The 17,805-nt window shown below is 69.0% G+C and carries 15 protein-coding genes and 7 pseudogenes; 9 read left to right on the top strand and 13 right to left on the bottom strand.

From position 1 onward, the window contains the following. Window positions 1-17 precede the first annotated feature (17 nt). Window positions 18-199 (bottom strand): annotated as a pseudogene (locus BLT82_RS38280) (IS630 family transposase); the annotation flags it as partial. A gap of 99 nt (window positions 200-298) precedes the next feature. Between BLT82_RS38280 and BLT82_RS30290 the strand changes: the two are divergent. Further along, window positions 299-869 (top strand): annotated as a pseudogene (locus tag BLT82_RS30290) (transposase family protein); the annotation flags it as partial. A 54-nt stretch (window positions 870-923) separates the two neighbouring features. After that, a pseudogene (locus BLT82_RS30285) lies at window positions 924-1,307 on the top strand (transposase); the annotation flags it as partial. A 246-nt stretch (window positions 1,308-1,553) separates the two neighbouring features. Here BLT82_RS30285 and BLT82_RS30280 read toward each other — a convergent pair. The 6 genes and pseudogenes from BLT82_RS30280 to urtA form a co-directional block, all read right to left on the bottom strand. Beyond that, window positions 1,554-2,922 (bottom strand): annotated as a pseudogene (locus BLT82_RS30280) (IS1380 family transposase). A gap of 224 nt (window positions 2,923-3,146) precedes the next feature. Continuing rightward, window positions 3,147-3,839: an urea ABC transporter ATP-binding subunit UrtE gene (gene urtE, locus BLT82_RS30275; protein ID WP_093660614.1), complete on the bottom strand. Its 693-nt coding sequence runs from the start codon at window positions 3,837-3,839 to the stop codon at window positions 3,147-3,149. Window positions 3,840-3,844: 5 nt separating this feature from the next. Next, on the bottom strand, window positions 3,845-4,618 hold the full coding sequence (gene urtD, locus BLT82_RS30270; RefSeq protein ID WP_093660612.1) for an urea ABC transporter ATP-binding protein UrtD: 774 nt from the start codon (window positions 4,616-4,618) through the stop codon (window positions 3,845-3,847). Then, window positions 4,615-5,760, bottom strand: coding sequence for an urea ABC transporter permease subunit UrtC (gene urtC / locus BLT82_RS30265; RefSeq protein ID WP_093660610.1), 1,146 nt, complete (start codon window positions 5,758-5,760; stop codon window positions 4,615-4,617). The genes urtD and urtC overlap by 4 nt, the downstream gene beginning before the upstream one ends. Further along, window positions 5,757-6,641 carry an urea ABC transporter permease subunit UrtB gene (gene urtB, locus BLT82_RS30260; protein ID WP_093660608.1) on the bottom strand — a complete coding sequence of 295 codons (885 nt, stop codon included), beginning with the start codon at window positions 6,639-6,641 and terminating at the stop codon, window positions 5,757-5,759. Before urtB ends, urtC begins: the two co-directional genes overlap by 4 nt. Window positions 6,642-6,736: 95 nt before the next feature. Next, window positions 6,737-7,990, bottom strand: coding sequence for an urea ABC transporter substrate-binding protein (gene urtA, locus BLT82_RS30255; protein ID WP_093660606.1), 1,254 nt, complete (start codon window positions 7,988-7,990; stop codon window positions 6,737-6,739). A gap of 417 nt (window positions 7,991-8,407) precedes the next feature. On the opposite strand from urtA, the gene BLT82_RS30250 reads away from it, so the two are divergent. Continuing rightward, window positions 8,408-8,884, top strand: coding sequence for a MarR family winged helix-turn-helix transcriptional regulator (locus BLT82_RS30250; protein WP_093660604.1), 477 nt, complete (start codon window positions 8,408-8,410; stop codon window positions 8,882-8,884). Here BLT82_RS30250 and BLT82_RS30245 read toward each other — a convergent pair. The 4 genes and pseudogenes from BLT82_RS30245 to BLT82_RS30230 all read right to left on the bottom strand — a co-directional run. Beyond that, complete coding sequence (locus BLT82_RS30245; RefSeq protein WP_093660602.1) at window positions 8,841-9,959, bottom strand: substrate-binding domain-containing protein; 1,119 nt, start codon at window positions 9,957-9,959, stop codon at window positions 8,841-8,843. The genes BLT82_RS30250 and BLT82_RS30245 overlap by 44 nt on opposite strands. A gap of 416 nt (window positions 9,960-10,375) precedes the next feature. After that, window positions 10,376-11,048: pseudogene (locus tag BLT82_RS30240) on the bottom strand (ABC transporter ATP-binding protein). Further along, window positions 11,041-11,256: pseudogene (locus BLT82_RS30235) on the bottom strand (oligopeptide/dipeptide ABC transporter ATP-binding protein); the annotation flags it as partial. The pseudogenes BLT82_RS30240 and BLT82_RS30235, both read right to left, overlap by 8 nt. 145 nt (window positions 11,257-11,401) lie before the next feature. Continuing rightward, window positions 11,402-11,720 (bottom strand): annotated as a pseudogene (locus BLT82_RS30230) (transposase); the annotation flags it as partial. Window positions 11,721-11,730: 10 nt separating this feature from the next. On the opposite strand from BLT82_RS30230, the gene BLT82_RS30225 reads away from it, so the two are divergent. Further along, on the top strand, window positions 11,731-12,081 hold the full coding sequence (locus BLT82_RS30225) for an FG-GAP repeat domain-containing protein (RefSeq protein ID WP_093660772.1): 351 nt from the start codon (window positions 11,731-11,733) through the stop codon (window positions 12,079-12,081). Window positions 12,082-12,783: 702 nt separating this feature from the next. On the opposite strand, the gene BLT82_RS30220 is transcribed toward BLT82_RS30225, so the two are convergent. Together BLT82_RS30220 and BLT82_RS30215 are read right to left on the bottom strand one after the other, a co-directional pair. Then, the gene (locus BLT82_RS30220) at window positions 12,784-13,503 is read right to left on the bottom strand and encodes an ABC transporter permease (RefSeq protein WP_093660598.1); all 720 of its coding nucleotides are present in this window, start codon (window positions 13,501-13,503) and stop codon (window positions 12,784-12,786) included. Between the two features lie 84 nt (window positions 13,504-13,587). Beyond that, window positions 13,588-14,475, bottom strand: coding sequence for an ABC transporter ATP-binding protein (locus tag BLT82_RS30215; protein WP_093660596.1), 888 nt, complete (start codon window positions 14,473-14,475; stop codon window positions 13,588-13,590). 202 nt (window positions 14,476-14,677) lie between these two features. Here BLT82_RS30215 and BLT82_RS37340 point away from each other — a divergent pair, with 202 nt between their 5' ends. The 5 genes from BLT82_RS37340 to BLT82_RS30195 all read left to right on the top strand — a co-directional run. Then, a complete protein-coding gene (locus BLT82_RS37340; protein ID WP_167746130.1) occupies window positions 14,678-14,896 on the top strand; it encodes a hypothetical protein in 219 nt (72 codons plus the stop codon). 77 nt (window positions 14,897-14,973) lie between these two features. Then, window positions 14,974-16,029, top strand: coding sequence for a sensor histidine kinase (locus BLT82_RS30210; protein WP_208868090.1), 1,056 nt, complete (start codon window positions 14,974-14,976; stop codon window positions 16,027-16,029). Beyond that, window positions 16,026-16,628: a response regulator transcription factor gene (locus BLT82_RS30205; RefSeq protein WP_093660592.1), complete on the top strand. Its 603-nt coding sequence runs from the start codon at window positions 16,026-16,028 to the stop codon at window positions 16,626-16,628. Before BLT82_RS30210 ends, BLT82_RS30205 begins: the two co-directional genes overlap by 4 nt. A gap of 132 nt (window positions 16,629-16,760) precedes the next feature. Continuing rightward, window positions 16,761-17,318, top strand: a complete 558-nt coding sequence (locus BLT82_RS30200) for a TauD/TfdA family dioxygenase (RefSeq protein ID WP_093660770.1) — start codon at window positions 16,761-16,763, stop codon at window positions 17,316-17,318. Between the two features lie 198 nt (window positions 17,319-17,516). Next, window positions 17,517-17,805, top strand: a 289-nt coding sequence (locus tag BLT82_RS30195; protein ID WP_143041561.1) for a transposase, incomplete at its 3' end; no start/stop codon positions are given.

The raw sequence follows: 17,805 nt of genomic DNA, 5'->3' as shown, positions 1-17,805 counted from the left end.
TTACTGACTTCGGCTGGTCAAGGTGACGTTGGGACGTCGAGAGCCAGGTCGGTTCCTGCTATGAAACCGTCGAGGTGTCGGGCCGGTACTGGAGGCGTTTGAGCCGGTTGTGTACGAGGGCTTCGAGCCGGTCGAGGGCGACGACGACGAGGTTGGCCAGGCTGCGCTTGACGTGTGCCCAGACCCACTCGACGGGGTTCGGGAGTGTCTAATCAACGGCCCTGTCTCATATTCGGTGGTAACGGAGCGTCGTGAGGGTCGTTGACATGCGTGTGAGGCTGTCAACGATCTTGTCCAGATGGTGTTTTCGGGCCTGCTCCCGCTGGTCGTAGACGACGTGCTCGACGAGGGTGAGCGGATCGTGGTGCGGGCGCGAACGCCGCCGGACATGGCGCCGTGTCCGGTGTGCAGGGTGTCGTCGGGGCGGGTGCACGGCTATCACTGGCGGACTGTGGCTGACGTGCCGGTCGACGGGCGGCGGGTGGTGGTCCGTGTGCGGGTGCGGCGTCTCGTGTGCCCCACCCGCGGCTGCCGACGTACCTTCCGCGAGCAGGTGCCCGGAGTCCTGGACCGATACCAGCGACGCACCACACGCCTGACCAGGCACGTCAAGGCGGTGGTCAAGGAGTTGGCGGGCCTGGCGGGGGCACGTTTGCTGGCGATACTCGCGGCGGGCGTCTCGCGTCACACGGCTCGGCGTACTCTGTTGCGCATCCCGCTGCCCGCAGGGCGGACGCCCCGCGTGATCGGCGTCGACGACTTCGCTCTGCGCCGACGGCACCGCTACGCCACCGTGATCATCGATACCGAGACGCATGAGCGGATCGATGTGCTGCCCGACCGCACGGCGGACACCTTGGGACTGCGGCAGAGCATGGGCCGAACCGGCTCGTGCTATGACAATGCCGTCGCCGAGAGCTTCTGTCTACACCGCACCTTCGGAGGCCGCCGCCACCGAGCGGTTCCTGGAGTTCTCCGAGAAGTGGGGTACCAAGTATCCGGCCGTAGTCAAGCTGTGGTCCGACGCCTGGGCCGAGATGGTCCCCTTCCTCTCCCTCGACGTCGAGATCCGCAAGGTGATCTGTTCGACGAACGCAATCGAGAGCGTCAACGCACGCATCCGCAAGGCCGTCCGGGCCCGGGGCCACTTCCCGTCGGAGAACGCCGCGTTGAAGTGCATCTACATGGCGTTGATGAGCCTGGACCCGACCGGCAAGGGCCGACGCCGCTGGACAATGCGCTGGAAGGCACCGTTGAACGCCTTCCAGATCGCCTTCGAAGGCCGCCTCACCCCCACCACCCACTGACACCTCGACAACCAAGATCAGCCGTTGATTGGACAGACCCAACGAGCGTGAGCCCAAAGCGCTTCTGATCAATAGCCTCGATCTTGCACGAGGGTCCGTCAGCTTGCTGACGGACCCTTTCTGCTCGTTCGGAGGGGTGATTTCTGCTTGTGGGCAGGTTGAGCGCCCGGCTGTCGCGTCGGGTGTGCGCCGGGTTCCACGGCTCCGGTCGGGATGGTGCTGCTCGCTGGGGCGGAACGCTGCTGGTCAGCCGGGGTTCGGGAGGGTATGGAGCCGGTCCAGGGCATCGGTGATCACGTCGGTCCAGGGCCAGTGCCCGGCGAGGCGGAGAATCCTGCGTCGGCCGGTGGTGACGAGCTGAGCAGCGGTGGAGAACAGCCGAAGCCGCAGCCGGCGGGGCTCCCAGAGTCGGGCTTGGCCGGTCAGAGCGAGCAGGGGCATCCAGGCGAGCAGGTCCAGGGCGATCTGGACGATCTCCAGCCAGATCTGGTTCTGCGCGGCGTCGTGGAGGGGGAGGTTGCGCAGGCCGGTGGCGCGGGCGGCGCGGATGCGGTCTTCGGCCGGGGCTCGCTGGCGGTGGCGCAGTTCGAGGGCGGTGATCGCCTCGCTGGCCGTGTTGGTGGCGAAGCAGGTAAGGCGCATGCCATCGGGGTCGGTGAAGCGCAACTGGGCACCAGGGTGCGGCCGTTCCTTGCGTAAGATCAGCCGCAGCCCCTTCGGCCAACCCTTGAGGCAGTCGCCGGCGAGTTCGGTGACCCAGGCGCCGTCGCGGATGTCGCCGTCGGGTTCCACGGCCGGCGTCCAGGCCGAGGCCGGGACCTTCAGGACGGCCTGGTGGATGGCGTCGGTGATGGTCATGCCGACCGAGTACGACAGCCACCGTCCGCGCTGGGCGAGCCAGGCGACGAACTCGTGGGTGCCGCCGCCGGAGTCGGTGCGGATCAGCGTCTGCCGCCCGCGCCGGAGCCGTTTGGGCCAGAGCCCAGCCTGGTGGCCTCGATGTGGTCGGCGGCGGTGTTGGAGCCCGCGTTGCCGGGCCGCGGCAGGCCCACGACCGGCTCGCCGGACCCGCCGCGGCCGTGGTCGACGAACACCATCAGCGGGTGGTGGCCGAACGTCTCCTTCCAGGTCGCGGCGGCGTCCTGTTTCTCGGAGTGCGCCAGGACGAGGACGCCGTCGATGTCCACGACCACCTGCCCGCCTGCATCCGGCGCCGCATTCCCGGCCAACCGCCATACCCGTTCGCGCACTTCAGCACAGGCGGTGCGCAGCGCGGCCAGGACCCGATGTCCGCCCGACGCCAGCGTGCTGATCAGCCGGGAAACCGTCGGGTCGGAGGCCACCGGCCCGAACACGGTCGGCTCGGCCCGCAACATGCCACATCGGCCAGGCAGTCCCCGCCCAGCGCGACGGCGAGCGCGACATCCAGCAGGATCTTGCCCGGATCGTGCACCGCCCGGGCCTTCCGCCACGGCTCAAGCGCCGCCGATATCGCCGCATCCAGACCGGACTTGCGGACCGTCTCCGCCAGGAGCACCGCGCCGGCCTGCGAGACGACTCCGCGACCGTCGCCCTCGACGCGGACACGCGAGTAGGACCCGATACGCTTCTTCACCTGGAAAGTGCCTCCGGCGGTGGCGGGAACAAGGACCTCAGCAATCCTCATTCTCGCTGTTCAGAGGCGCTTTCCGCTTTCTTGATCACCAGCTGGACAGCCCGTCTCGTGAAGCGCGAGGCGAACGCATGCGGTGCATGGCCCTGGCCTGACGCGCGTCGGCATTACCGCGGGGAGGTCAGGTAGTGAGCGGGGCAGGCACTCGGTGGCGCCTACCCCTTCCGTCACACGCTGAGCGCTGCTCGTACGGTCTGCTCGGACTCGGTGCCTCCCGCTCCGGAGGAGGTGACGCGTCCCGCTTCCAGTACGTAGTACTGCTGGGCGGCCCGCATGGCGAAGCCGACGTGCTGTTCGACGAGGAGGACGGACAGGCCGCCTCGCCGGGTGAGGGCAAGGATCGTCTCCTCGATCTCGGCGACGACGGAGGGCTGGATGCCCTCGGTCGGTTCGTCGAGGAGGAGGAGCCTGGGCCGGGTGATCAGAGCGCGGGCGATGGCGAGTTGCTGGCGCTGGCCGCCGGAGAGGAGCCCTGCGCGGCGGCCGGACAGCTCCCGCAGGACCGGGAAGAGGTCCAGTGCCTCGGCGATGGCCTCCTTGCCGTCGGGGCGTCCGTCGGCGACGAGTTGGAGGTTCTCGGCGGTGGTGAGGTGCGGAAAGGACTGCTGGCCCTGGGGGACGTACGCCATACCGCGGGCGACCCGCTGGTGCGGAGCGAGGCGGGTGACGTCCTCGCCGTGCAGGAGGATCGTCCCGCCAGTCGGCTTGATCAACCCCATGGCCGCCCGCAGCAGGGTGCTCTTGCCTGCACCGTTGTGGCCGAGGACAGCCGCGACGCCGTCCTTGGGCACCGCGACGGTCACTCCGTGCAGCACGGTGGTGCGGTCGTAGCCCGCTCGGATGGTGTTGATCTCCAGCATGGGCGTCACGCCTCCTCGGCGACAGGAATAGCAGCGGGCTCGGGTTCGGAGGCGCGGCCGAGGTAGACCTCCTGGACCTTGGCGTCGGCCTGGACCTCGGTGACCGTGCCCTCGCTGAGGATCTTGCCGGCGTGCAGGACGGTGACGCTGCGGGCGAAGGAGCGCATGAAGTCCATGTCGTGCTCGATGACGACGACCGTGTGGTCACCACTGACCCGTTGCAGGAGTTCGCCGGTGGCCTCGCGTTCATCGTGGCTCATGCCGGCGACGGGCTCGTCGAGCAGGAGCAGCTTCACGTCCTGCACGAGCAGCATGCCGATCTCCAGCCACTGCTTCTGGCCGTGGGCCAGCACACCCGCCGGGCGGTCACGGAGGTCGGTCAGGCCGGTGGTCTCCAGCGCCTTCGTCACCGGCTCGGGGGTGCCCTTGCGGCGCCGGAGCATCGTCAGCGGACCGCGTTTGGCGCCCGCCGCGATGTCGAGGTTCTGCAGGACGGTCAATTCCTCGAAGACCGTGGCCGTCTGGAAGGTACGGCCGATGCCCATGCGGGCGATGCGGTGCACGGGCTTGCCGAGGAGTTCCTCGCCGCCGAAGCGGACCGACCCGGTGGCCTTCACCAGGCCGGTGACCGCGTCGACGAGGGTGGTCTTTCCGGCGCCGTTGGGGCCGATGAGGAAGCGCAGGTCGCCGGGGCGGATGTCCAGGTCCACGCCGTCGACGGCCTTGAAGCCGTCGAACGTCACCCGCAGGTCGCGGACGATCAGTCCCAGGCCGCTCATGCTGTCTCTCCTGTAGGAGCCGTGGAAGCTGTGGGAGTCGTGCGGGTCTGGGTGCGACGGTTGCGCAGGAGGGTCACCAGGGAGGCAAGGCCGCCGGGCAGGAAGCCGACCGCCAGGACCAAGAGCAGGCCCTGGAGGTACGTCCACGCGGCGGGGAAGGCGTCGGAGAGCGTGCTCTGCGCCCAGGCCACCGCGATCGCGCCGAGAACAGCGCCCACCAGGCTGGCCCGTCCGCCGACGGCCGCGCCGACGACGAAGCCGATGGACGGGACGATACCGATCAAGGCCGGGGAGATGATGCCGACGGCCGGGACGAACAGGGCGCCTGCCAGGCCCGCCATGCCGGCCGCCACGACGTACGCGACCAGCTTGACGTTGGCCGGGTTGTAGCCGAGGAAGCGGACCCGTTCCTCGGAGTCCCGTACGGCGATGAGGAGTTCGCCGTAGCGGCTGACGAACAGCTGGCGGGCGGCGGCCATCAGCAACAGCAGCACGGCGGCGATGATGAAGTACACCATCCGCTGGTTGACCGGGTCGTTGAGCGAGTAGCCGAAGAAGCCCTGGATGTCGGTCAGTCCGTTGGTGCCGCCCGTGGTGGCCTGCTGGCCGATCAGCCAGATGGACAGCGCGGCGGCCAGCGCCTGGCTGAGGATCGCGAAGTAGGCGCCCTTCACCCGGCGGCGGAAGACGAGGAAGCCGAGCAGCGCGGCGACCGCCATGGGCAGCAGCACGGTCACGGCGAGAGCGAAGGCCGGGTTGGCGAAGGGTTTCCACCACCAGGGCAGCGCGTCCGAGGTGCCGTACAGCTGCATGAAGTCGGGCAGCGTCTGGCCGGTGTCGGCGGCGTCGGCGAGCTTGAGGTGCATGGCCATGGCGTAGCCGCCGAGGCCGAAGAAGACGCCCTGGCCGAGGACGAGCAGCCCGCCGCGGCCCCAGGCAAGACTGACGCCGACGGCCACGATCGCGTAGCACAGGTACTTGGCCAGGAGGTTGAGGCGGAAGTCGGAGAGGACGAGCGGGGCGATGCCGAGCAGTAGCACGGCGCCGAGGAGGAAGGCGCCGGGCACGCGGAAGCGTTCCAGGAGGGACACCGACGGCTGCGCCACGGACGTCGTCTTGGTCGGGGAAGTCGTTGTCGTCATGCCAGGCTCCGGGTGCGCAATGTGTACAGGCCCTGGGGTCGCCACTGCAGGAAGGCGACGATCGCCACGAGCACGACGACCTTCGCGACGCTCACGGTGGTCGAGTACTCCAGCACCGACTGCAGTACGCCGAGTCCGAACGCCGTGATGACGCTGCCCTTGAGCTGGCCGATGCCGCCGACGACCACGACCAGGAAGGCATCGACGATGTAGTTGGTGCCCATCGTCGGGCCGATCGGGCCGACCAGGGTCAGCGCGACGCCGGCCACACCCGCCAGACCTGAGCCGATGAAGAACGTCGTACGGTCCACCCGCTCGGTGGCGATACCCGACACCTCGGCCAGGTCCCTGTTCTGCACGACGGCCCGGATGCGGCGCCCGAGGGACGTCAGCCGCAGGATCAGCGTGAGGCCGAGGACGCACAGCAGGGCGAGGCCGAGGATGAACAGCCGGTTGTTGGCGAGCGTGACGCCCGCGACCGAGACGTTGCCGATCAGCAGGTCGGGGGCGTGCGTCTGTACGTTGGGGGCGCCGAAGATGTCACGGGCGAGCTGCTGGAGCATCAGGGAGACGCCCCAGGTGACCAGCAGGGTGTCCAGCGGCCGGGTGTACAGGCGCCGGATGAGCAGCCACTCCAGCAGAGCTCCCATGGCGCCGGCGACGAGGAATGCCAGCGGCAGGGCGACGAGCAGGGAGAGGCCGGCGCTGCTGATGGACTTCTGCAGCACGTAGGTGGTGTAGGCGCCGGCCATGATGAACTCGCCGTGCGCCATGTTGATCACGCCCATCTGCCCGAAGGTCAGGGTCAGGCCGAGCGCGATGAGCAGGAGCACGGCGCCGATGCTGATGCCGGTGAAGGACTGGTTGAGGATGACCGTCATGAAGCGGCTCCGGGTCGGGGGCGAAAGGTGCGGGCTTTCCAAGGGCGTGACCCGGCCTCGCGACGAGGCCGGGTCCCACCACGAGAGGACTGGGCTCAAGAAAGACCGGAGGCCCAGGAGTAGCCCTTCAGGTACGGGTCCGGCTTGATCGGCTTGCCCGAGTTCCAGACCTCCTCGATGAGGCCGTCCGAGCCGACCTTGCCGATCCGGGCCGTCTTGTAGACGTGCTGGGTCGCGCCGTCGACGGTGACCTTGCCCTCGGGGGCGTCGAAGGTGATGCCGTCGGAGGCGGCCTTCACCTTCGCCACGTCGAAGGAACCGGCCTTCTCGACCATCTCCTTCCACAGGTAGACCGAGATGTAGGCGGCCTCCATCGGGTCGGACGTCGGCTTGTCCTTGCCGTACGCGGCCTGGTACGCCTTCACGAACTTCTCGTTCGCCGCGCCCGGAGTGGTCTGGTAGTAGTTCCAGGCCGTCAGCTGGCCCTCCAGGTACTGGGTGCCGATGCTCTTGACCTCTTCCTCGGCGATGGAGACCGACAGCACCGGCAGGCTCTTCGCGGTCAGCCCGGCGGACTTGTACTCCTTGAAGAAGGCCACGTTGCTGTCGCCGTTGAGGGTGTTGAACACGGCGTCCGCGCCGGCGTCCTTGACCTTGTTGACGATGGTGCTGAACTCCGTGGAGCCCAGCGGCGCGTAGTCCTCGCCGACCACGTCCATGCCGTTGGCCTTCGCGTACGCCCTGATCTCCTTGTTGGCGGTGCGCGGGAAGACGTAGTCGCTGCCGACCAGGTAGAGCTTGGTCAGGCCCTGCTTTTTGAGGTAGTCCAGCGCGGGCACGATCTGCTGGTTGGTGGTCGCGCCGGTGTAGAAGATGTACGGGGACTGCTCCAGCCCCTCGTACTGCACGGGGTAGAACAGCAGCGACTTGCTGCGCTCGAAGACCGGCTTGACGGCCTTGCGGCTGGCGGAGGTCCAGCAGCCGAAGGTGGCGACGACCTTGTCGTCGGTGATCAGGGTCTGCGCCTTCTCGGCGAAGGTGGGCCAGTCGGAGGCGCCGTCCTGGCTGATGGGCTTGAGCTTCTTGCCGAGCACGCCGCCTGCGGCGTTGATCTCCTTGACCGCGAGCAGCAGCGCGTTGTGGACGGTCACCTCGCTGATGGCCATGGTGCCCGAGAGGGAGTTCAGCAGACCCACCTTGACGGTGTCGCCTGAGGTGTCCGCCTTGGCGCCGGCGCCTGACGACGTGTCACTGCCGGTCTTGGCGCCGCACGCGCTGAGGGCGGCCGATGCGCCGAGGGCGGATACGCCTGCCAGGAGACCGCGTCTGCTGATGCTGAGCCCGGACATGCAAAACCTCCTTGCCCCGAAGGGCGGTGCGAAGTGAGCGGAAGACGCTGGGGAAGGGATGGAAGGAGTGGACGGGACGCGCTTCAGAGACGGCGGCGTTGGCGCACGAGTCCCCCAGCCGTTCCGGGGTGACCTCCGGGCTGGTCGCTGAAGTGCGTCCACAGCCTGCGGCGGAACTGTTTCAACCGCGTTTCGGCGCAATTGAAGAACAGTTTCCAGCGGAAGTATTGCCGTGGGTCAAGAAAGAGAAAAGCCGTCACTGAAGACGCACGGTTGACGGCATCTCAGCAACGGCATTTATTGCTTCCATCAGAAAGGATCAGATTCGGGGAATTTTCTGTCAAGAGTGAGGTGATCGACGGTAGGCTCACGGCATCCCCGCGGCGGGGACCGTGCGGATGCGAGCCGAGGAGTGCAATGGCGAGGCAGCCCCAGGAACTGCTCCACCTGCTGACACGGGCCGAGCGCCTCTCGGTGCGCCGAGTCCAGTCGGTGCTCGACGAGTTCGACTGCTCCATCGAGGCGTGGCGGGTACTCGACCTGCTCTCCGACGGCGCGGGCCACAACATGACGGCCCTCGCCGACCACGCCTTTCTGCCGGCACCGACCCTGACGAAGCTGATCGACCAACTCGTCGACGAGAACCTGGTCTTCCGCCGCGTCGACCCCGCTGACCGTCGCCGCATCCTGGCCCAGCTCACCCCACGGGGCATGCAGCACTTGCAGCGGCTGTCCCGCGCGGTCCGAGCCGACTGGGGTGAGTTGAAGCCCCCGCTCGGGCATGACGAAGACGAGCAGCTGAAGACCCTGCTCGATCAGCTGGCCGGGACACTGGAAGGCGACGGCAGCGTCACAACAGTTCGTGCGGAGCGCGCAGTTGGGCGAGCACGTTGAAGTCGAGCCCGTCCGCCTGCGCCAGGTAGATGCGCTGGCGCACATGCCGGCCGTCCAGACTCAGCAGGCCGCGCGGACCTTCGTACGCGACATTCTCGGCGGCCGCTGCGATGGCGGACACATCCAGGGTGCGGGCCCGTTCGAAGAGCGCCGCGAGCAGCAGCACACCCTCGTAGCAGGACTCGCCCAGGCTGCCGGGTACCGGAGCGTCCACCCCGTAGCGGCCGGCGTACCGGCCGTGGAAGTCCATCGTGTTCTGATCCGCCAGTGAGGCGAAGAACCCGGCCGTGCTGTAGAGGTCGGCGGTTGCCTCGGGGCCGCTGCCCAGCAGCATGCTCTCGTCCATGAGCGTGCTCAGCCGCAGGCACCGTTGGTCGAGTCCGGCAGCGGCGAAGGCCCGGTTGAAGCGGACCGCATCGCTGCCCACCAGGAGCATCAGCACGCCGTCGGCGTCGGCCCGTTCGATGCGCCGCAGGACGTCGGTGAAGTCGTCGGTGCCCAACGGAAGGTACGCCTCATCGCAGACCCGGCCCCGGCAGTCGCGCGCGTAACGGCGGGCGGCCCGGGCGGTGCGCCGGGGCCAGACGTAGTTGTTGCCCACGATGAACCAGCGGCGCACGCCCCGCGCCTCGGCGAGCAGCCGCATCGCGGGCAGCAGCTGCCAGGCGGGGGTCTCGCTGGTCATGAAGACACCCTCGGTACGCTCGCCGCCTTCGTACAGAGCGGTGTAGACGTACGGCACACGGTGCGCGATCCGCGGAGCCACCGCCTGCCGCACCGAGGAGATGTGCCAGCCGGTGACGCCCTGCACCGCACCCGTCGCCACCAGTGCCTCGACCTCGTCCGCGACCTGCCAGGGATCCGCGCCGCCGTCCACCTCCAGCAGCCGCAGCTCCTTGCCGAGCACGCCGCCCGCCTTGTTGATCTCCTCGGCGGCCAGCCGCGCGCATGCCTCGCAGGTGGGGCCGAAGATCCCGGCAGGCCCCTGCATCGGATACACGAACGCGACATTGAGGGTCGACTCGTCGACTGTGAACCACTCGGGAGCGTGGAGGCTGAGCGGCGACCGGTGCATGGCCCCATGATTGCCGCACCGCCCTCGGCGCCCAAGCGGCGGCCCGGTTCGAGACCGATTCGTAGAACTAGGACACGACTCGCTGTCTCGGCAGCCGAATCAGGTGTTGGCTACCGTCTGCCGGCGGACGCAGGGCTCGAACAGGTCCTCGTAGTGGTCGGTGACCTGCTGCGCGGAAAGCGGTCGAGGAGGTGCCGGAACGGGGCAGACAAATCCGCCGTATGTCGCCGAAGGGGCCGCCCACCGAGGCTCGGTGATCTTGATCTTGTGCTCGGGGCGTGCTCGTCGACGGCACTGGTCCTGGTGAGGCCCGCACAGGCGAGGAGGCCGACAGGGCCAGGCGCTGGCGCAGGGTGACGGAATCCGTCGTCCTCACCGGCGGCCCGTGGCGCGCGGTGGCGCGGTGACGGTCCGGGTCATCGGGCTGATACGTCTTTCCCTGTGCCGTCCCAGTGGACCGTGCGGTCGCACCAGCGCTGCAGGAGGGTGCGGTCGTGGCCGACCGCGAGCAGGCTCGCGCCGGTGGTACGGCGGTGGTCCTCAACGGCCGCGACCAGGGCGGCGCTGGTGGAGGCGTCGAGCATGGCGGTCGTCTCGTCGCAGATCAGCCGGCGGGGGCGCAGCACCAGGGCGCGGGCGAGGCAGGCGCGTTGGAGTTGGCCATCGCTGACTTCGTGAGGGCGACGGGTCAGCAGGTCCGGGGTGAGACCGAGGGTTGCGGCCAGTTCGGCGACCCGGTCGGGTACTTCGGCGCGGCGGCCCGTGGCGCGCAGCGGTTCGGCGATCAGGCCGGTGAGCCGCAGGCGGGGGTCGGCGGAGAGCCTGGGTTGCTGGAAGACCACGCCGGAGGCTGTGCGCTGTTCGCGTGGCGCCCGGTGGCGCCCGGTGGCGTATGGGTTCGCCGTCGAGGAGCAGGCTTCCGGAGTCGGGGCGGTGCAGCAGGGGCGTGACGCGGGCGAGAGTGGATTTGCCGCAGCCGCTGGGGCCGAGCAGGCCGACGGCTTCGCCGGGTGTGATGTTCAGGGAGACATCCCGTACCACGGGGGCGCGTCGATTGTAGCCGGCGGTGATGGCGCGTAGTTCAAGCACGGGCGTCCTCCGGCACGTGCGGGTGGTGGCAGGCGACCGTGTCCGTCATGCGCGGCCTCGCTGCGCAGGTGTCGGTGGCCCGGTCGCAACGGGAGGCGAAGGCACAGCCGTTGGGGAGGTCCCCGAGTTCGGGCGGCATGCCGGGGATAGGGGTGAAGGTCCGGTCGGGGAGGGCTTGCAGGAGGCGACGCCGACCGGGCCCTGCTGGTGATCACCCACGACCTGTCCGCGGCCGAGGGCATCGCCGACCGGATCGCCGTCATGTACGCGGGCCGCATCATCCAACTCTCCGACGCGACCACCTTCTTCGGCACGTCCGGACCCCGCCACCCCTACAGCCGCGGCGGCCTCGAGACACATTCGCGGACTTCGGCATGCGCCCGCCGGATCGCCGCCAGTGCACGGGGCCCGGCTGCGGCAAGGGTATCGACCAGGCGGGAGACGGGTCGGAGGCTACGGCCCGAACACGGCGGGCTCGGCCCGCAGCATCCCAACATCGGCCAGGCAGTCCCCGCCCAGGGCCACGGCGAGCGCGAGGTCCAGCAGAATCTTGCCGGGATCATGGACCGCGCGCGCCTTACGCCACGGCGCCAGAGCCGTTGACGGTGCAGCGTCCAGCCCGGCCTTGCGGGCGGTCTCGACCAGCAGGACGGCGCCGGACTGTGAGACCACCCCGCGGCCAGTGCCCGCAACGCGGACATGCGGGTACGACCCGCTACGGAAGGGCGAAGTCGCCTCCGGCGTCGGCGCCGCACGCGACCAGGTACGGCTCGTCGACCTCAACGGGGACAACCGCGTCGACTACCTCGTTCTCGGCGACCACGGGCAGGTACGTGCCTGGCTCAACGACGGCCCCGCCGCAGGTGGAGGCTGGGCATGGAAGCGGACCGGCGAAGTCGCCTCCGGGGTCGGTGCCCCCCGCGACAACATCGACTTCGCCGACCTCGACGGAGACAAGCGCAACGACTACGTGGTGGTCCGGGACAACGGGGCGGCCTCCGGCTGGCTGAACGACCGCATCCCCCGCAGCTGACGCCAGAGCGCCCATGCCGCGCCCCCTGCCAGAGCGTGAACCGTTCCGGCAGGGGTGCGGTCGTTGAACGGCCGGCGTGTGAGGGCGGAGTTGTTGTCGGTGAGCCGGCATACCGTCGGCGCTTGGCGGGATGTCTGAATCTTCCCCTGCCCGCCCTGAGATCGCAGTAGTTGGGCGATTATCCGAACAATGAGAGGTGGCGGATGATCGAGCCGGCCCCCGGCTATCTCGCCCCTGCCGCCCCGCAATCAGCGCAGCGCCGAGGCTGCGTTTGCTACAGCCCAGAGGTTCGGGTGGGTCCGCCGTCCGGCTATACGCGGCGTGCGACATCGACCCGACCCTCTTGCAAACGTAAGGAGTGTGCGGGATAGGCCCCGCTCCCCGCTGATGGCGGGACGCAGTACGACCGGGGCCGCCCCACCCCATCGAGCGATTTATTGCTGCCGTCTCGGCTGCCGGAGTGCCCCGTGAAGGCGTGGCGCCGACCGCGTTGGCGTTCTTGTTCTGCAAGGCGTTCGGCGGGGACGGTCGTCGATGTAGTGGGGCGACGGGCTACTGGAGGACAAGTGCCGAGCGGGTGTCCTGCCGGGGGTGCCATCTCCAGGTCAGGGGTGGGGGCCGGCGATGTTCGCGAGGATAGCGGTCCCGCGCGTCCGGACTGTCGGATCGGTACGGGCGACTGGCGGGTGGGCGGCCATGGGGTCAGCGGCGCGGTTCCCACCGGAACATGCGGGAGGCCAGCGCGACGGCGAAGACGACCCAGGCCAGCGTCGGCAGCAGGAGTGACAGGGAGTCCGCCGCGGGTACGCCGCCGTTCCAGGCGTTGAGGACGAGTTCGGTGGCCGAGCCGCCCGGGAGGAGCCGCTTGAGCTGGGTGAGCTCCTCGGTGCCGGTGATCCCCACCCAGGTGGAGACGCCGATGGCACCGAGGCTGACGGGGAGGGTGGTCACCTGGGCGTGCTCGGGGGAGTTCGTCAGCCCCGCCGTGGCCAGGCCCAGGGCGAGCATCATGACCAGTGTGGAGAGGACCGCCACGGCGAGCAGCGGGACGCTGTCCGGGGCGCCGGTGACGGCTGCCAGCACGGCGAGGATCGCGACCATCTGCACGATCGCGAGGACGGTGACCGGGAGCATCAGCCCGACGAGGATCCCGGCGTCACTCGCCGGGGTCGAGCGCAGCCGTTTGAGGAAGAGGTTCTGGCGCCGCGAGGCCAGCGTGGTCACCGTGGTCGTGTAGAGCCCGAAGGCTCCCACGGTGAACATGACCACCGCGGCGATGTATCCGAGGCTGCCCAGTTCGGCGAAGATCTCGTGCCGGTAGATGAAGAACGCGCAGGGCACGATCGGGATGACGAAGCTGGTCAGCAGCACCAGCCGATTGCGGAAGATCTGGATCAGCTCACTCAGAGCGATGGAGAGCATCGTGATGGTTCATTCCTGTGGTTTCCGGCGGATGGGCGTCGAGTGTGCGGCGGCTTCCGGTGGGCGGCCGAGCTCTCTGTGGTGTCAGTCGGCGCTGATCGCGCGGAAGACGTCGTCGAGTCGGGTCGGTCCGGCTTCGAGTTCGCGCAGTTCGGCTCCATGGGTGTGCGCCCAGCCGAGCAGGGTGTAGAGGTCGTGCGGCAGGTCGAAGGTCTCGATCAGGAACTTCCCGCGGTCGTCGCTCCTGAGGAGCAGTGGCAGCGGCTCCGGCGCGGGGGCTGCCAGGGAGAAGCGGATGGTGGCCGGCAGGGTCCGGGTCAGCTCCGAGACAGTGCCTTCCTGGTGAAGGGTGCCCTTGTGCATGAGCCCGATGCGGTCGGCGTGCTGCTGGGCTTCCTCCAGGTAGTGCGTGGTGAGCACGATGGTGGAACCGTCCTCGCGGAGTTTGTCCACGGCCTGCCACAGGGCGTCGCGGGACTGGATGTCCAGTCCGGTGGTGGGCTCGTCGAGGAAGATCAGCTCGGGCTGGCCGTAGACGGCGGTGGCGAAGTCCAGACGCCGCTTCTCGCCTCCGGAGAGCTGAGACACTTTGGTGTCGGACTTGCTCTTCAGATCAACAATATCGAGCACACGTTCGACCCTGTCGGTGCGCCGAGACAGCGTGCCGATCAGCTGTACGGACTCCTTCACCGTCAGGTCCGGGGAGAACCCACTCTCCTGCAGCATGATGCCCATCCGGGAGCGCACGGCCCGCCGGTCCCGGGGGCTGCGCCCGAAGACGCGCACGGTACCCGAGTCGGCCGCGCGGTGGCCTTCCGCCGTCTCCAGGGTGGAGGTCTTGCCGGCACCGTTGGTGCCGAGCAGCGCATAGAGCTCACCCTTCTGCACATGGAACGACAGGTCCTTCACGGCGTGGAAGCCGCCGTAGCTAAGGTTGAGCCGGTCAACGTCAATGACGGTTGTCGAGGTCATGTACCGATTCCAACCGAAGCCCCGGACGCCGGGCAGTGGCGTGGTGTCACCAACGGTCCGTGACATTCTCCCGGGGGCAGGCATGACGTGGTGTCACTGGTGGCACCCGGGAAACCGGGGGAAACTTCGGGACCGACCCCGCTGCCGATCCCGAACATCGCTCTCGGGCGCACCTCATCGTTCGATTCCGGAGAGACCTCCCATGGACACCCGGCCCCAGCGCGTCCTGCCTGCGACCAATGCCGCCGCTTTCGTCACGGTCTGCACCGCCTTCGCCCCTCAGTACCACGGCGCCGGCCTCTACCCTGATTCCATGGAGTCATGGCTGGACGACCACCAGTGGCTCGCGTGGACGGCCGCGGGCGCCGTCGTGCCCAGAACCCTGGCCATCCCCGTGCGCAGCCCGCGGACTCCGCGGTGAAAGCGAAGCGGGCCCACACGACGACCGGACCCCGTGCGCAGACACGCGAACGGTTGCGCCGGCTCAACGTCGTCACGATGGCCGTCGTCACCCTCTCGGCGGGCACGCTGGTGGTCGCGGTCGACGCCCGGACCTGGCCGCAGGCGCTCGTCCTGAGCGCTGGTGCGATCGCCGCCTTCGTCGCCTCCGTACGGTGGACGGCGGTCGGCATCCCGCGCGTCGTCCTCCCGTGCCTGATCGTCACGGCCGCAGTGTGGATCGTCGGCGCGCTGGTACTGGACGCCCACGCCGCGTTCTTCGGCATCTCCGTCGTCGGTTCGCTCTACGCCCCCAAAGTGCCGCGCCATCGCGTCGTGGCCGCCGTCGGACTGGTCACCTTCGTCGCCCTCGTGGGCGCGGCAAAGCTGCTGATCGCGCCGGACGACGTGACGGACGTCCTGCCCCTGTACGTCCTGCTCCCGGCGGGTGTCACCGTGGTGATGGCCGGCAGCATGTTCGCCGGCCAGGTCTTCTACGACCTTGTCGAGGAGCTGGAGGACGCACGGGAACGGGAGTCGGAACTGGCGGTCGTACAGGAACGCATGCGGTTCGCCAGCGACCTGCACGACATCCAGGGGCACACCCTGCACGTGGTGAAACTGAAGATCACGCTGGCCGAGAGGCTGCTCGGAACCGACGTCAGGCGCGCGGGGGAGGAACTACGGGAGGTGCGCGCCCTCGTCGGCGACACCATCACCCAGACCAAGGAACTCGCCTACGCGCAGCGACGGCTCAACCTCTCCGCTGAGCTGGAGAACGCGAAGAACCTCTTCGAGGCAGCCGGTATCCACGTCCGGGTCGAGCGGGAGGCCGAGGTCGACGAGCGGGCCAACGAGCTGCTCGGCCAGGTGCTACGCGAGACGACGACCAACATCCTGCGTCATGCGCAGGCCACGTACGTGAGGATCACGCTCTCCGAGGCGGGCATCGCCGTCCTCAACGACGGCGCAGGCACCACGCCCCTGTCCGGACTCAGCGGACTGTCCACGCTCAAGGAGCGCATCGCGGACAACGGAGGCGAGCTGACGGTGGAGAAGAGGGACGGGCGCTTCCTCACACGCGCGCAGTTCCCGTTCAGGAGGTCAGAGAGGTGACGACCGTGGTGCTGGCCGACGACGAGGCCCTGCTGCGCAAAGCGCTCGCGGCGCTGCTGACCCTGGAGGGCGGGATCACCGTGCTCGCCGAGGCGCAGGACGGCGAATCCGCGGTCCGGGCGACGCTCGAGCACCGGCCCGACGTGCTCGTCATCGACCTGGAGATGCCCGGGGTGGACGGCCTGGGCGCGGTCGCCGAGATCCGCCGTGCCCGGCCGGAGCAGGTGATCCTCATGCTGACCCGGCACGCCCGGCCAGGCGTGCTGCGCAAGGCCCTGAAACTCGGCGTCCAGGGCTTCGTCAGCAAGTCGGCGGAACCCGCGCACATCACCTCCGTGATCACCACCCTGCACGAAGGCAAGCGGTGGATCGACCCCGACGTCTCCGCGCTCGCCGTCGTCGACGACTGCCCCCTCACCGACCGCGAGATCGACGTCCTGCGCGGCACCCGCGACGGCTACTCCGTCGCCGACATCGCCGCCAGCCTCCACCTGGCCGAGGGCACCGTACGCAACTACCTCTCGAACGCCATGCAGAAGACCCAGACCCGCACCCGCCACGAGGCGGCCCGCTACGCACGGACGCACGACTGGCTGTAGGGGCGTTCCGGTTGGGGCGCGTCGCGGGTCGTCCTATGCGCCGGTGCGAGAGCCTCAGGAGCCACACGGTAGAAGTGGTTACGCCCCTGTGTGTGCACATGCACCAGGCCGGCCTGTCGGCACACGCAGAAGATGGGAGATCGCCGGCTGCGACACCAGGAACTGGCGCCCCGGATCGCCGGCCAGCCGGGCCTGGCCAGGCATCAAATGCGTGGGTGTCGGGACGAATACCCGAGGGTGCCGCTCGGCGGCGGCCCCAGCATCCTCTCCGATGCCCACGCGGCGATGGCGCGGCTGTCGGAGGACAGCCGCGCCCTGCTGGCCGAGTCGGCCTACCGCTACGGGCCCTTTTTCGACCTGCACGGTGTGGGCGAGGAGTACAGGCCGTTTCCGATCCTGGATGGCTCCTCCCCGGGCGGCGGGTTCGTCCGGTTCACCGCCAAGATGCCGGAGAGGTCCGAGCTCGGCCAGGCGCATGCCGAGGCCGCCAGGGAGCTCGCCGAGGAGCTGGTCCGGGGGCAGGTCTCCTTCATGCTCCAGCCGGGGGACTACCTCATCGTGAACCAGCGTCGCTTCCTGCACGGTCGGGAGGCCCTCCACAGCGGGCAGGAGACCGTCCCGGTTGCCGACCGGCGGCTGCTCCTCCAGTTGTTCCTGCGCGCGCGGGCCGGCGCCGGCTCGGCCGCGTAGCCGGCCGAGGCACCGGTGGCCTACCGAGTCCCGCCCCTGGGTCCAGCCCCTGAGCACGCGGCACGGCCACGGGGCGGGGCCCGGTCGGGCATTCCCGGAGACGGTCGCGTACCGGGCTCCCCGGGCCCGTGCACGGAGCTAGTAGTACTTCGTTAGGTCGGCTTGGTGGTGTGGTGGTGGTTCGGGCATGGTGGTCCGGTGGACTTGGGGGAAGTTGAGGAATTGCGCGGTGAGTTGGCTGCGTTCGTGGCTGAGGTGTTCGCTTCGGTGCCCCGGCGGGATCAGCGGGCGAAGGGCGACTGCTATCTGCGTGGGCTGATGCTGGAGGGGCGGAGGAAGTCGATCCAGCCGATGGCCGAGCGGCTGCCGGACGGTGACATGCAGGCCTTGCAGCAGTTCGTGAGCCAGTCGCCGTGGGACCACGCGGCGGTGTTGCGGGCGGTTGCGGTCAAGACGGTGCCGGTCGTCGATCCCGTGGTGTGGGTGA

This window comes from Streptomyces wuyuanensis, assembly GCF_900103455.1.
GTDB lineage: Bacteria > Actinomycetota > Actinomycetes > Streptomycetales > Streptomycetaceae > Streptomyces > Streptomyces wuyuanensis.
This window is presented reverse-complemented; position numbering and strand designations above follow the sequence as displayed.

Excerpts from the sequence above, each read along its gene's own strand:
- BLT82_RS37340 (WP_167746130.1), top strand. The coding sequence starts at position 14,678 with ATGGACACCCGGCCCCAGCGCGTCCTGCCTGCGACCAATGCCGCCGCT.
- BLT82_RS30220 (WP_093660598.1), bottom strand. The coding sequence starts at position 13,503 with ATGCTCTCCATCGCTCTGAGTGAGCTGATCCAGATCTTCCGCAATCGG.
- BLT82_RS30245 (WP_093660602.1), bottom strand. The coding sequence starts at position 9,959 with ATGCACCGGTCGCCGCTCAGCCTCCACGCTCCCGAGTGGTTCACAGTC.
- urtA (WP_093660606.1), bottom strand. The coding sequence starts at position 7,990 with ATGTCCGGGCTCAGCATCAGCAGACGCGGTCTCCTGGCAGGCGTATCC.
- BLT82_RS30210 (WP_208868090.1), top strand. The coding sequence starts at position 14,974 with ATGGCCGTCGTCACCCTCTCGGCGGGCACGCTGGTGGTCGCGGTCGAC.
- urtE (WP_093660614.1), bottom strand. The coding sequence starts at position 3,839 with ATGCTGGAGATCAACACCATCCGAGCGGGCTACGACCGCACCACCGTG.
- BLT82_RS30200 (WP_093660770.1), top strand. The coding sequence starts at position 16,761 with ATGGGAGATCGCCGGCTGCGACACCAGGAACTGGCGCCCCGGATCGCC.
- urtD (WP_093660612.1), bottom strand. The coding sequence starts at position 4,618 with ATGAGCGGCCTGGGACTGATCGTCCGCGACCTGCGGGTGACGTTCGAC.
- BLT82_RS30250 (WP_093660604.1), top strand. The coding sequence starts at position 8,408 with ATGGCGAGGCAGCCCCAGGAACTGCTCCACCTGCTGACACGGGCCGAG.
- BLT82_RS30215 (WP_093660596.1), bottom strand. The coding sequence starts at position 14,475 with ATGACCTCGACAACCGTCATTGACGTTGACCGGCTCAACCTTAGCTAC.
- urtC (WP_093660610.1), bottom strand. The coding sequence starts at position 5,760 with ATGACGACAACGACTTCCCCGACCAAGACGACGTCCGTGGCGCAGCCG.
- urtB (WP_093660608.1), bottom strand. The coding sequence starts at position 6,641 with ATGACGGTCATCCTCAACCAGTCCTTCACCGGCATCAGCATCGGCGCC.